General features: G+C 67.7%; 13 protein-coding genes. 11 read left to right on the forward strand and 2 right to left on the reverse strand.

Features of this window, described 5'->3' with window-relative positions; all coding sequences use genetic code 11:
* Nucleotides 1-125: 125 nt before the first annotated feature.
* The 5 genes from ACVPT3_RS12790 to ACVPT3_RS12810 all read left to right on the forward strand — a co-directional run bounded on the left by ACVPT3_RS12790 (nucleotide 126) and on the right by ACVPT3_RS12810 (nucleotide 7,115).
* Nucleotides 126-500, forward strand: coding sequence for a ribonuclease E inhibitor RraB (locus ACVPT3_RS12790; RefSeq protein WP_271164329.1), 375 nt, complete (start codon nucleotides 126-128; stop codon nucleotides 498-500).
* A gap of 25 nt (nucleotides 501-525) precedes the next feature.
* Nucleotides 526-3,825, forward strand: a complete 3,300-nt coding sequence (gene carB / locus ACVPT3_RS12795; RefSeq protein WP_492041254.1) for a carbamoyl-phosphate synthase large subunit — start codon at nucleotides 526-528, stop codon at nucleotides 3,823-3,825.
* Nucleotides 3,825-5,120, forward strand: a complete 1,296-nt coding sequence (locus ACVPT3_RS12800; RefSeq protein WP_492041255.1) for a glycosyltransferase — start codon at nucleotides 3,825-3,827, stop codon at nucleotides 5,118-5,120. The genes carB and ACVPT3_RS12800 overlap by 1 nt, the downstream gene beginning before the upstream one ends.
* A 74-nt stretch (nucleotides 5,121-5,194) precedes the next feature.
* Nucleotides 5,195-5,734 (forward strand): hypothetical protein, encoded by a 540-nt coding sequence (locus tag ACVPT3_RS12805; RefSeq protein ID WP_492041256.1) that lies wholly within the window; start codon nucleotides 5,195-5,197, stop codon nucleotides 5,732-5,734.
* 61 nt (nucleotides 5,735-5,795) lie between these two features.
* Nucleotides 5,796-7,115 carry an amidohydrolase gene (locus ACVPT3_RS12810; protein WP_492041257.1) on the forward strand — a complete coding sequence of 440 codons (1,320 nt, stop codon included), beginning with the start codon at nucleotides 5,796-5,798 and terminating at the stop codon, nucleotides 7,113-7,115.
* 7 nt (nucleotides 7,116-7,122) lie between these two features.
* Here ACVPT3_RS12810 and ACVPT3_RS12815 read toward each other — a convergent pair whose 3' ends face one another.
* Nucleotides 7,123-8,418, reverse strand: coding sequence for a dicarboxylate/amino acid:cation symporter (locus ACVPT3_RS12815; protein ID WP_492041258.1), 1,296 nt, complete (start codon nucleotides 8,416-8,418; stop codon nucleotides 7,123-7,125).
* A 126-nt stretch (nucleotides 8,419-8,544) separates the two neighbouring features.
* On the opposite strand from ACVPT3_RS12815, the gene ACVPT3_RS12820 reads away from it, so the two are divergent.
* The 6 genes from ACVPT3_RS12820 (at nucleotide 8,545) to ACVPT3_RS12845 (ending at nucleotide 11,753) form a co-directional block, all read left to right on the forward strand.
* Complete coding sequence (locus tag ACVPT3_RS12820) at nucleotides 8,545-8,745, forward strand: cysteine protease (RefSeq protein ID WP_492041259.1); 201 nt, start codon at nucleotides 8,545-8,547, stop codon at nucleotides 8,743-8,745.
* A gap of 59 nt (nucleotides 8,746-8,804) precedes the next feature.
* A complete protein-coding gene (locus ACVPT3_RS12825; protein WP_492041260.1) occupies nucleotides 8,805-9,470 on the forward strand; it encodes a glutathione S-transferase family protein in 666 nt (221 codons plus the stop codon).
* Between the two features lie 54 nt (nucleotides 9,471-9,524).
* Nucleotides 9,525-9,725 (forward strand): hypothetical protein, encoded by a 201-nt coding sequence (locus ACVPT3_RS12830; RefSeq protein ID WP_492041261.1) that lies wholly within the window; start codon nucleotides 9,525-9,527, stop codon nucleotides 9,723-9,725.
* Between the two features lie 144 nt (nucleotides 9,726-9,869).
* Nucleotides 9,870-10,343 carry a transcription elongation factor GreA gene (greA, locus tag ACVPT3_RS12835; protein ID WP_008260399.1) on the forward strand — a complete coding sequence of 158 codons (474 nt, stop codon included), beginning with the start codon at nucleotides 9,870-9,872 and terminating at the stop codon, nucleotides 10,341-10,343.
* A gap of 4 nt (nucleotides 10,344-10,347) precedes the next feature.
* A complete protein-coding gene (locus ACVPT3_RS12840; RefSeq protein ID WP_492041262.1) occupies nucleotides 10,348-10,770 on the forward strand; it encodes a VOC family protein in 423 nt (140 codons plus the stop codon).
* On the forward strand, nucleotides 10,767-11,753 hold the full coding sequence (locus ACVPT3_RS12845) for a mitochondrial fission ELM1 family protein (RefSeq protein ID WP_492041263.1): 987 nt from the start codon (nucleotides 10,767-10,769) through the stop codon (nucleotides 11,751-11,753). Before ACVPT3_RS12840 ends, ACVPT3_RS12845 begins: the two co-directional genes overlap by 4 nt.
* 150 nt (nucleotides 11,754-11,903) lie before the next feature.
* Here ACVPT3_RS12845 and ACVPT3_RS12850 read toward each other — a convergent pair whose 3' ends face one another.
* Entirely contained in the window at nucleotides 11,904-12,200 is a 297-nt protein-coding gene (locus ACVPT3_RS12850) for a glycine zipper domain-containing protein (RefSeq protein ID WP_492041264.1), read from the reverse strand.
* Between the last annotated feature and the right edge of the window lie 4 nt (nucleotides 12,201-12,204).

Raw genomic sequence — 12,204 nt, forward strand, 5'->3', positions numbered from 1 at the left:
TCCCGCAACGAATGTGGCAAACTCGCATCACTTTTTGACCTGATTTGACAGCCTGAAAGCTCTTGCCCCCCCGCCCCTCCCTCTCTAAACGGGCCGCTTAACCGACAACCCGACGCGAGCTCCGCATGGCGACGCCCTGCGGCGGCTACGCGCGCGCAAACTACGAAGGATCAGGTCGCCCCTTGGACGCCTCGGACATCAGTCATGACGAACGCGACGCCATGGTGCGCGCGGCGCTGGCCGAACAGGGCGACAGCGGCGTGACGCCGCGCCACACGCTGTTCTTCTTCCTGGGCGACGAAGACGCCCACGGCGATCTGTGCGAGGTGGCGCGGCGCGCCGGCTTCATCGCGCGCGGCGACGGCGACATGACGATTCTCGAGACCACCATGGCCGTCGATGCGGAGAGTTTCGCTCCCGTCTCGTCCATGATGCAGACCTGGGCCGCGGCCTTCCAGCTGGAATACGACGGCTGGGAATGCGCGGTCGTGACCCATTAGCGTTCAATAAGAAGAAGAGCTGGCGATGCCCAAGCGCACAGACATAAAGTCCATCCTCATCATCGGCGCCGGCCCGATCGTCATCGGTCAGGCGTGCGAGTTCGACTATTCCGGCGTCCAGGCGTGCAAGGCGCTGAAGGCCGAGGGGTACCGGGTCATCCTGGTCAACTCGAACCCCGCCACCATCATGACGGACCCCGAGGTGGCCGACGCCACCTATATCGAGCCGATCACGCCCGAGATGGTCGAGAAGATCATCGCCAAGGAACGCCCCGACGCGCTTCTGCCGACCATGGGCGGCCAGACGGCGCTGAATACGGCCCTGGCCCTGGACGCCTCGGGCGCGCTGAAGAAGTACGGCGTCGAGATGATCGGCGCGAAAGCCGAGGTCATCGACAAGGCCGAGGATCGCCAGAAATTCCGCGACGCCATGGACAAGCTGGGCCTTGAATCGCCCCGCTCCAAGGCCGCCCATTCGATGGAAGAGGCGCTGGACGGCCTTGAGTTCGTCGGCCTGCCCGCCGTCGTCCGCCCGTCCTTTACGCTCGCCGGCACCGGCGGCGGCATCGCCTTCAACCGCGAGGAGTTCGAGGAGATCGTCTTGCGCGGCCTCGACCTGTCGCCGACCACCGAGGTCCTGATCGAGGAATCGGTGCTGGGCTGGAAGGAATACGAGATGGAGGTCGTCCGCGACACGGCGGACAACTGCATCATCATCTGCTCGATCGAGAACATCGACCCGATGGGCGTCCACACTGGCGACTCCATCACCGTCGCCCCCGCCCTGACGCTGACCGACAAGGAATATCAGCGGATGCGGACCGGCTCGATCAACGTCCTGCGCGAGATCGGCGTCGAGACCGGCGGATCGAACGTCCAGTGGGCCATCAATCCGGCCGACGGCCGCATGGTGGTGATCGAGATGAACCCGCGTGTGTCGCGTTCGTCCGCTCTGGCGTCCAAGGCCACCGGCTTCCCCATCGCCAAGGTCGCGGCGCGTCTGGCCGTCGGCTACACCCTGGACGAACTGCAGAACGACATCACCCAGGTCACGCCGGCGTCGTTCGAGCCGAGCATCGACTATGTCGTCACCAAGATCCCGCGTTTCGCCTTCGAGAAATACCCCGGCTCGGAGCCGCTGCTGGGCACCTCGATGAAGTCGGTGGGCGAGGTCATGGCCATCGGCCGCACCTTCCAGGAATCGATGCAGAAGGCCCTTCGCGGGCTTGAGACCGGCCTGTCCGGCTTCGACGAGATCGAGATCGAAGGCGTCGCCGATGTCGAGGACGCCGGCGCCGCCCGCGCCGCCGTGGTCCGCGCCCTGGGCATCCCCACCCCTGACCGCATCCGCGTCATCGCCCAGGCCTTCCGCCACGGCCTGACGGTGGAAGAGGTCAACGCCGCCTGTTCCTACGAGCCCTGGTTCCTGCGCCAGATCGCCGACATCGTGCGCGAGGAAGGCCATATCCGGGTCAAGGGCCTGCCGACCGACCCGACCGAGTTCCGCCGGCTGAAGGCCAAGGGCTTCGCCGACGCCCGCCTGGCCCAGCTGACCGGTGCCACCGAAAAGGACGTCCGCGCCGCCCGTCGCGGCCTGAACGTTCGCCCGGTGTTCAAGCGGATCGACACCTGCGCCGCCGAGTTCGCCAGCGCCACCGCCTATATGTATTCGACCTATGAGACCGGCGCCCTGGGCCAGATCCCCGAGTGCGAGTCCCAGCCGTCGGACAAGAAGAAGGCCATCATCCTGGGCGGCGGTCCGAACCGGATCGGCCAGGGGATCGAGTTCGACTACTGCTGCTGCCACGCGGCCTTCGCCTTCGACGACATCGGCGTCGAGTCGATCATGGTCAACTGCAACCCCGAGACCGTCTCGACCGACTATGACACCTCCGACCGCCTGTATTTCGAGCCGCTGACGGCCGAGGACGTGCTGGAGCTGATCGAGGTCGAGCGCTCCAACGGCGACCTGATCGGCTGCGTCGTCCAGTTCGGCGGCCAGACTCCGCTGAAGCTGGCCCACGCGCTTCAGGAGGACAATATCCCCGTCCTGGGCACCAGCGTCGACTCCATCGACCTGGCCGAGGACCGCGAGCGCTTCCAGCAGATGCTGGAGGCCATCGGCCTGAAACAGCCCCCCAACGGCCTGGCCCGCAGCGCCGAAGAGGCCGCCCAGAAGGCCGAGGAAGTCGGCTATCCGGTCGTCCTGCGCCCCTCCTACGTCCTGGGCGGACGCGGCATGATGATCGTTCACGACCGCGAGCAACTGGACCGTTACGTCCACGAGGCCATGCGCGTCTCGGGCTCCGACCCCGTCCTGATCGACCACTATCTGAACCGCGCCACCGAGGTGGACGTGGACGCCCTGTGCGACGACGAGACGGTCTTCGTCGCCGGCGTGCTGGAACATATCGAGGAAGCCGGCGTCCACTCGGGCGACAGCGCCTGCTCCATGCCGCCCTGGTCCCTGTCGGCCGAGACGGTGGCCGAGCTGAAGCGCCAGACCACGGAAATGGCCAAGGCCCTGAAGGTGCGCGGCCTGATGAACGTGCAGTTCGCCATCGAGGAGCCGCACAGCGAGAACCCGCGCATCTTCGTGCTGGAAGTGAACCCGCGCGCGTCCCGCACGGCGCCCTTCGTGGCCAAGACCATCGGCCAGCCGATCGCCTCGATCGCCGCAAAGGTCATGGCCGGCGTGCCGCTGAAATCCTTCGGCCTGATCGACAAGCCCTACGACCATATCGCGGTCAAGGAAGCCGTCTTCCCCTTCGCCCGCTTCGCCGGGGTGGACACCATCCTGGGCCCGGAAATGCGTTCGACCGGCGAGGTCATGGGCCTGGACTGGAAGCGTGAGGGCGAGGCCGACATGGCCCCCGCCTTCGCCCGCGCCTTCGCCAAGTCCCAGATCGGCGGCGGCACCACCCTGCCGACCGCCGGCTGCGCCTTCGTCTCGGTCAAGGAGGACGACAAGCCCTTCATCATCGATGCGGTGAAGACCCTGCAATCCGAGGGCTTCTCCATCATCGCCACCAGCGGCACCCGCGACTACCTGGCCACCCAGGGGATCGAGGTCGGCCTGGTCAAGAAGGTGCTGGAAGGCCGTCCGCATATCGTGGACGCCATGAAGAACGGCGAGGTCCACCTGGTCTTCAACACCACCTCGGGCAAACAGTCGCTGCAGGACAGCTTCAGCCTGCGCCGCACCGCCCTGATGATGAAGATCCCCTACTACACCACCACCGCCGGCGCCCTTGCGGCGGCCCAGGCCATCGGCGCCATCAAGGCCGGCGATCTGGATGTCCGACCGATCCAGGACTACGCCTGATGAAAGCCGCCGGTGGCGTCTTTCTCGCGACCGGCGGCTCCCTCGGGGACCTGCATCCCTTCATAGCCCTGGGCCGCGCCCTGCAGTCGCAAGGCCACGACGTCGGGATCGCCACGGCGGTCGACTACCGCGACAAGATCGAAGCTGCGGGTCTGACCTTTCATCAGGTCGGCCCCAGCATCGCCGATCTGACGCGCGACACCGGCATGGATCTGCCGGCCCTGACCGCCGCCATCGCCAGGTCTGATCGCTTCCTGTTCGGCGACATCCTGCTGCCCCGCGCAGAAGAAGCCGCCCGACAGTTGATCGCCGTCACGGAAGGCGCCGCCGCCGTCGTGGGCTCCACCCTCGCCATCGGGGCGCAGTTTGCGGCCGAGCGCTGGCGTATTCCCTATGTGGCCGTGTCGCTCCAGCCGACCATGGTCTTCTCGCGTTACGACCCGCCCTTTCTCCCCGCCGCGCCTTGGCTGAAACCGGCGACCAGCGGGCCTCAACTCTGGCTGAATGATCTCACCAGGGCGTTGGGTCGCATGAGCACGGCCCGCTGGACCGCGCCGATGAACGCCATCCGCGCCTCGCTGGGTCTGCCGCAGACCAAGGACAACATCGTCTTCGACGCAGGCCGTTCGGCGGATCTGTATATGGGGCTCTACTCGCCCCTGCTGAGTGCCCGCCAAGCCGACGCTGCTCCCAACTTCGACGTCGTCGGCTACGCCGCCTATGACAGCGAGACCGGCGCGCCCTCCGCCCTTGCTCCCGACCTCGAGGCCTTCCTGACGGCCGGGCCGCCGCCGCTGGTCTTCACCCTCGGCAGCGCAGCGGTGAACATCCCCGGCGACTTCTATGTCGAGAGCCTGAAGGCCGCCCGCCGACTAGGCCGCCGCGCCGTGCTGCTGGTTGGTCCCGACGGCGACCGAACCTTGGCCGAAGCCGACCCCGAAATCCATGTTGCGGCCTACGCCCCGTTTTCCCTTCTGTTTCCTCGCGCGGCGGCGATCGTGCATCAGGGCGGGATCGGCACCGTCCATCAGGCCCTGAGCAGCGGTCGCCCGCAACTGGTCGTGCCTCACCTCGGCGACCAGTACGACAACGCCGCCCGAGTGGTTCGGCTGGGCTGCGGTCGGTCGCTGGCGCGACCTCGCTACAGGTCTGACACGGTCGCTGCGACCCTTCGCGCGCTGGCGGAGGATCCGCTGGTTTCGGCCCGCGCCGAGGCGGTCGGCCCTCAGGTCCATGCCCAGGACGGCGCCGCCAAAGCGGCGGAGCGCATCAGCCGCGTCCTCGTCGGATCATGAGCAAAGCTTAACTGGACGCCCCCGGCGTCCCCATGATCCCCTTCCTGTCGATATCGACGAGGGGGACTTTCGATATGGCTGAGCCGCGCAAGGTTGGACCGGGCTTTTACGTCCTCCTGCTGTTGATCTCCGTGGCGACCTTCGTCCTTCACGAAGGGGCGCACTGGCTGGCCGGCGTCGCCCTGGGGCACGAGATGACGGTCACCCTGAACAGCAGCGCCCCGGTCGGCGCCGTACCCCGCGACCATGACCTGTTGATCGCGGCCGCCGGGCCCTTGGTCACCCTGGCCGGAGGCTTGATCGCCTTCGCCCTGGTCCTGACCCGCGACAGCCTGGCCGCCTATGGCGTCCTGTTCTTCGCCCTGTTCATGCGGCTGATGGCGGCGGTGATCAGCCTGATCAACCCGAACGACGAGGCCCGGATCAGTCTGGCCATGGGACTGGGCCTCTATGTCCTGCCCCTGATCACGGTGGGGGCGCTGTTGGTCCTGACGGTCGTCGCCAGTCGGCGACTGCGTCTGGGCTGGAAGACCAACCTGATGACCTATCTGGTCTCCACCCTCGCCGTCACCGCCATCGTCGCGGCTGACCAGTTCATCATCGCGCCCGGCTGACGCCCTCTTGTCTCGCCGCGATCCCGGTCTAAGGTCGCGAAAGGGGCTTGGGGGATCACAGATGAAACGCGCGATATTGACAACGGCGGCGATGGCTCTGGCCCTGGCGGCCGGGACGCCCGCCCTGGCGCAGGACGCCGGTCTGAAGGCGGCGGTGAAGGCGGATTATGACGCCAATCTCGCGACCCTGTTCGACTGGTTCCACCGCAATCCCGAACTGTCGGGGCAGGAGGTCCAGACCTCGGCGCGGCTGGCGCGCGAGCTGACGGCCCTGGGATATGAGGTCACGACCGGCGTCGGCGGCACGGGCGTGGTCGCCGTGTTGAAGAACGGCGCGGGCCCCACGGTCATGATCCGCGCCGACATGGACGGCCTGCCGCTTCAGGAACGCTCGGGCCTGGCCAACGCCTCGACGGCGCGCCAGCTGGACGCCGACGGGGTTGAAAAGCCGGTCATGCACGCCTGTGGCCACGACGTGCACATCACCGCCCTGGTCGGCACGGCCCGCCAGATGGCGGCGCGCAAGGCCAACTGGTCCGGCACCCTGGTGCTGATCGGCCAACCGGCGGAGGAGCGGATCTTCGGCGCCCGCGCCATGATGCAGGACGGCCTCTATTCCCGCTTCCCCAAGCCGGACTACGCCCTGGCCTTCCACGTCTCGGCCGACACCCCGACCGGCAAGATCGAGGCCCCGCTGGACATCACCTCGTCCAGTTCGGACAGCGTCGACATCGCGGTGCGCGGCGTGGGCACGCACGGCGCCTATCCTCACATGGGGGTCGATCCGGTGCTGGTCGCGTCCCAGATCGTGGTCTCGCTCCAGACCCTGCGCAGCCGCGAGGTCAGTCCGCTGGAGGGGGCGGTGGTCACCGTCGGATCGATCCACGGGGGGATCAAGCACAACATCATTCCCGAACAGGTCGATCTGCAACTGACCGTCCGCGCCGACAGCCCCGAGGTCCGCACGACCCTTCTGGACGGGATCGACCGCGTCGCCCGCAACACGGCCCTGGCCCTGAACGTGCCCGAGGACCGGCTGCCCGTCGTCACCCGTTCGGCGACCGAGACCACGCCGGCCACCATCAACGACCGCGAGACCGCCCGGCGGGTGCGCGACATCTTCGCCTCGACCTTCGGCCCTGACGTGCTGCGCGACACGCCGCGCGGCGGCATGGGGGCCGAGGACTTCGCCTATTTCGTCCAGCCCGAGACCGGGGTGAAGGGCGTCTATTTCAGCGTCGGCGGCACGCCGGAGGCCGAGCTTGAGCAGGCCGCCGGCCACCATTCGCCCCTGTTCAAGATCACGCCGGAACCGGCCGTCACCCTGGGCGTCGAGGCCTCGGTCGCCGCGGCGGAAGGCCTGATGCCCCGGACGAACTAAAGGCGAACTAGGCGGCTTCGGCCGCCTCTTCTTCCCCATCCTCGCCCGCAACGATCCGCGTCGCGGCCAGATCGCCGGTGACATTGCCGACGGTGCGGAAGATGTCGGGGATGACCTCGACCGCCAGCAGCAGGGGCAGCACCCCCAGCGGCAGGCCCATGGCCAGGCAGATGGGGCCGACGCTGGCGAAGAAGCTGACCTGGCCCGGCAGGCCGACCGAGGCGATGGAGACGGCGATCGCCGTCAGACCGCCGGCGATCAGGGCGGCCAGGCTCAGCTCCACCCCGTTCAGCTGGGCGACATACAGACAGACCGCCAGATTGGCGACTGGGCTGGTGATGCGGAACACCGCCACCGCCAGCGGCAGGACCAGACCCGCCGAGGTCTGGGGCACGCCCAGCCAGTCGCGCGCCCGTTCGATCATGACCGGCAGGCTGGCCAGCGACGACTGGGTCGAGACCGCCACCACCTGGGCCGGGGCCACGGCGCGCGCGAACCGGCCCAGCGAAATCCGCCCCCAGACCGTCGCCACCACATAGATGATCAGGATCAGGCCGATCTGGCTCAGGCAGACGATGGCGACATAATGGGCCAGGGTGCCCGCCACCCCGAGGCCGGCCCGCAAGCCCACGCCCAGCGCCAGGGCGAACACCCCGAACGGCGCGGCCAGCAGCACCCAGTGGACGATCACCACCAGGGTCTCGGCCACCGCCTCGAAGAAGCCCGCCAGGGGCCGGCGCAGGTCGGCCTTGATCCGGGTCGCGGCGAAGCCGAAGGCCAGGGCGAAGACCACCACGGCCAGCACCCCGTCGTCCGCCGCCGCCTTGATCAGATTGGACGGCGCCAGACTGGCCAGGAAGGCCCGCAGCCCGTCGGTCCGCGCCGCCTCGCCCACCGTCGCCAGCGAATCCGCCGGAACCCCGGCCAGCAGGGCCCGCCCCGCCTCCGGATCAATGGGCCAAAGCGCCAGCAACCCCAGGCCCGCCAGGATCGCATAGACGGTCGCCCCGACCAGCAGCAGGCCGAACACCGTCAACGCCCGCACCGCGATCCGCCCCGTCGCCGCCGCGTCGGCGATGGAGACGATGCCCGTCACCAGAAGGCTGAACACCAGGGGGATGACGGTCATCCGCAGCGCGTTCAACCACACCTGCCCCAGGCTCTCGACCACGCCCAGCGCGCCGGTCAACCACGGGGCGTCGGCTTCCTGGGCCAGGGCGCCGACGACGACGCCGGCGGCCAGGGCCGCGATGACGAAAAAGCTCAGGGAGGTGAAGAAGGCGGCGACGCGAGATCTGTTCATGACGCACGGCTAGCACCGCTTTTGCAATCGCGCGCGCCAAACCTTCTGTGACCGGCCTCAAGCTCATGTCGTCGCAGGCCGAAACGTGACGTCCGCCGGCGCGTTGAGGCCGGGAAGGAGCCCTCCATGTCCCGTCTGCACAAACTCGTCCCGCTGCTCGGCGGCCTGCTGTTGTCCCGGGGCGGTCGCCGCGTCGCCGGACGGCACGCGGGCAAGCTGGCCCTCGCCACCCTGGCCTATGAGGTCTGGCGCAACCGCCGCGAAGGCGCCGCCCCCAAGGCCCGCCCCGAACCCCGCACCCGCTGGAGCGGCCGCGCCCCGCGATAGGTCTGGACTTCCTCGACGGCGGCGCGGAATAGTCTGCGCCGTTCGAACGGAGCCGACCCATGATCAAAGTCCACCATCTGAACGACAGCCGCTCCCAGCGTGTTCTGTGGCTGCTGGAGGAACTGGGCCTGGACTACGAGGTCATCCGCTACGAGCGGGATCCCGGCAGCCGACTGGCGCCGCCGGCCCTGATCGCCGTCCACCCGCTGGGCAAGTCGCCGGTGATCGAGGACGGCGACATCAAGGTCGCCGAGACCGGCGCCGTCGTCGACTATCTGCTGGAAACCTATGGCGCCGGCCGGCTTCGTCCCGCAGCAGGCACCGAGGATGGGCGGCGCTTCACCTACTGGCTCCACTATGCCGAGGGCTCGGCCATGCCGCCCCTGCTGCTGAAGCTGGTCTTCTCCATGCTGCCGCAACGCGCGCCCGGGCTGGTGAAGCCCCTGGTCAAGGGGATCGCGGCCAAGACCCTGACAAGCTTCGTCGATCCGCAGCTGCGCACCCATGTCGGCTTCTGGGAGGACGAACTGGGGCGTTCCGAATGGTTCGCCGGCGACCAGTTCACGGCCGCGGACATCATGATGAGCTTCCCGGTCGAGGCCGGCGCCGACCGCGCCTTCGACCCGGCGACCAAGCCGAGGCTCAAGGCCTTCCTCGAGAAAATCCACGCCCGCCCGGCCTATCGCCGCGCGCTGGAACGGGGCGGCGCCTACAGCTACGCTTGACGCGACAGGTTTACAGGGGACGCAACCCGCCGGGCCCGGCGGCGTTAATCCCCCATGAAATTCCGAACCATCCAGATTGTAGCAGGCCTGACGGCGGCGCTCGCCTTTGTCCTGGCCTTCATGGCCGCCGGCGCGGCCCTCGTGTCCGGCCTTTTCATGCTGTTGGGTCTCGCGGCCGTCGCCTGGCTGGCTTACAGCCTGATCAAGGGCGTCATGCGCCGCGATTCCAAGGCCAAACCGCCCGCCCGCGCCTGAACTAGACTTCTACGCGCAGCGGGCCTTGAAATTACGAGTGCGAAGCCCTAATATTGATGCCCGGCCGCGCCCGCCCCGCGGCCTTTTGTGTGCCTACTTCGCGTCTTTCCAGTCTCCGGGCGAACCAGAAAAATCACGACACCAATGGAAAAAGTGCCGATGACGGCCGAGGGCTACCGTGTCCTCGACGATCAACTGAAGCAATTGAAGTCGGTCGAAAGGCCGAGCGTCATTGCGGCCATCTCCGAGGCCCGCGAACATGGCGACCTGTCCGAAAACGCCGAATACCATGCCGCCAAGGAGCGTCAGGGCTGGATCGAAGGCCAGATCGCCGAGATCGAGGACAAGATCAGCCGCGCCCAGGTCATTGACGTGTCGAAACTGTCGGGCAGCCAGGTCAAGTTCGGCGCCACGGTCACCGTGGTCGACGAAGACACCGAGGATGAGGCCCGTTATCAGATCGTCGGTGAACACGAAGCCGACGTGAAGAAGGGCAAGGTCTCCATCGCCTCGCCCATCGCCCGCGCCATGATCTCCAAGGAGGTCGGCGACGTGGTCGAGGTCAACACCCCCGGCGGCGTCAAGGCCTACGAGATCCTCAAGGTCGAGTGGAAATAAGATCGTGACCGAACCCGCAGGAGCACGCACGCCTCTGGTGTCGCATGTTTCTGTGGGCGTGTCGGACCTTGATAAGGCGAGCGTCTTCTATGACGCCGCGCTTGGCGCATTGGGCATCGGCAGGGTCATGGAGCACGTCATGGGCGTGGCCTATGGCCGCGCTTTTCCCGAATTCTGGGCCTCCATCCCCCATGATCGCCAACCATGCTCGGCAGGCAATGGCGCGCATGTCTGTTTCGCCGCGTCGGATCGGGACTCTGTTGATCGTTTCCACGCCCAGGGCCTGACGGCGGGAGGCCGCGATGACGGCGCCCCCGGTTTTCGGCCCGATTACGCGCCGGGCTACTATGCCGCCTTCTTGCGTGACCCTGACGGAAACAAGCTTGAGGCCATCACATGGGTCAGGCCGGCGTCGATCGACGCGTGACCGCTCCTTCGTCTCCCCGCGCCCTCTCCATCTGGGTCGTCTCCGACGGCCGCGCCGGAATCGAGAACCAGGCCCTTGGGCTGGCCGAAGCCGTGCAACGCCTGACCCCGGCCGAGATCGTCGTCAAACGCATTCAATGGCGAAGCCTGTTCGATCGCCTGCCGTCAGCGCTAAAGACCCCGGCCATGTTGGCCCCAACGTCGGACGCCTTCGCTGAACCCTGGCCGGACCTGTGGATCGCCACCGGCCGCGCCACCCTGCCGCTCTCCACCCGCGTCAAAACCTGGAGCGGCGGCCGCACCTTCGTAGTCCAGACCCAAGATCCGCGCTGGGCGAACGCCCGCTACGACATGATCGTCGCACCGGCCCATGACGGCTTGTCGGGCGACAATGTCTTCGAGATCACCGGCTCGCCCCACCGCATCACGCCGCAACGGATCGCCGAGGCTGCGCCCGCCTTCGCCGACCGGATCGCCCCCCTGTCCCATCCCCGCGTCGCCGTGTTGATCGGCGGCAAGTCCAAAGCCTTCGACCTGACCGAGGCCCATGCGGCGGATTTAGCCGACCAGATCGCCGACGCCGTCCGCGCCGCAGGCGGTTCACTGCTGCTGACCTTCTCGCGCCGCACGCCCGAGGCGGCCAGGGCCGTGATGACCGCCTGCCTGTCCGACCTGCCGGGCTGGATCTGGGACGGCGCTGGCGAAAACCCGCTGTTCGGCTTCCTGCATTTCGCCGACCACATCCTGGTCACCGAGGACAGCGCCAACATGGCTGCGGAAGCGGCCTCCACCGGCACGCCGGTCCACATCCTGCCCATGGTTCCGCTCAAGTCCGGCGACAAGTTCGCCCGCCTGCACGACGACCTCGCCGAACGCGGCGCCACCCGCCCCTTCGACGGGACGCTGGAAAGCTGGACTTATGCGCCCCTCGCCGAAACCGAGCGGGCGGCGCGGGCGGTGCTGGAAGCGATGGCGACGCGTTAGCCTCACAACACTCCGCTCATCCCGGCGAAAGCCGGGACCCAGCGCTTTGGGGGCTCAGATAGGGGGCGGATTCACCGCTCTTGGTCCAGCGCACTGCCGAACGAAAGAACTGGGTCCCGGCTTTCGCCGGGATGAGCGGAAAAGGGCTCGTCAGTCGCCCCCGCCTCCGCCATCCCCACCACCGTCGGAGCCGCCGTCGGAGCTACTGTCCTTGGCTACGTCACGATGCGCGTCCCCACCGCCGAAAATGACCGGCCCGCCGCCGTCCGAGCTCTCGCCCTTCTTCGACTTCGGTGTCGCACTGAACGCTACGCCCAGCCCGGCCCCGATAGCGACCCCGACCCCGATCCCGAGGGCCAGATTGTCCAGAGCCAGGCCCAGCGCCGCCCCGATCGCAATTCCCAAGCCTATGCCGACCGGCAAGAAAGCCGCCTTGTTGTCGCTCATCCCC

Source organism: Brevundimonas sp. FV1ps31S, assembly GCF_058681265.1.

Excerpts from the sequence above, each read along its gene's own strand:
- ACVPT3_RS12830 (WP_492041261.1), top strand. The coding sequence starts at position 9,525 with ATGAAATTCCGAACCATCCAGATTGTAGCAGGCCTGACGGCGGCGCTC.
- ACVPT3_RS12800 (WP_492041255.1), top strand. The coding sequence starts at position 3,825 with ATGAAAGCCGCCGGTGGCGTCTTTCTCGCGACCGGCGGCTCCCTCGGG.
- ACVPT3_RS12850 (WP_492041264.1), bottom strand. The coding sequence starts at position 12,200 with ATGAGCGACAACAAGGCGGCTTTCTTGCCGGTCGGCATAGGCTTGGGA.
- greA (WP_008260399.1), top strand. The coding sequence starts at position 9,870 with ATGGAAAAAGTGCCGATGACGGCCGAGGGCTACCGTGTCCTCGACGAT.
- ACVPT3_RS12790 (WP_271164329.1), top strand. The coding sequence starts at position 126 with ATGGCGACGCCCTGCGGCGGCTACGCGCGCGCAAACTACGAAGGATCA.
- ACVPT3_RS12810 (WP_492041257.1), top strand. The coding sequence starts at position 5,796 with ATGAAACGCGCGATATTGACAACGGCGGCGATGGCTCTGGCCCTGGCG.
- ACVPT3_RS12825 (WP_492041260.1), top strand. The coding sequence starts at position 8,805 with ATGATCAAAGTCCACCATCTGAACGACAGCCGCTCCCAGCGTGTTCTG.
- ACVPT3_RS12805 (WP_492041256.1), top strand. The coding sequence starts at position 5,195 with ATGGCTGAGCCGCGCAAGGTTGGACCGGGCTTTTACGTCCTCCTGCTG.
- ACVPT3_RS12820 (WP_492041259.1), top strand. The coding sequence starts at position 8,545 with ATGTCCCGTCTGCACAAACTCGTCCCGCTGCTCGGCGGCCTGCTGTTG.
- carB (WP_492041254.1), top strand. The coding sequence starts at position 526 with ATGCCCAAGCGCACAGACATAAAGTCCATCCTCATCATCGGCGCCGGC.
- ACVPT3_RS12815 (WP_492041258.1), bottom strand. The coding sequence starts at position 8,418 with ATGAACAGATCTCGCGTCGCCGCCTTCTTCACCTCCCTGAGCTTTTTC.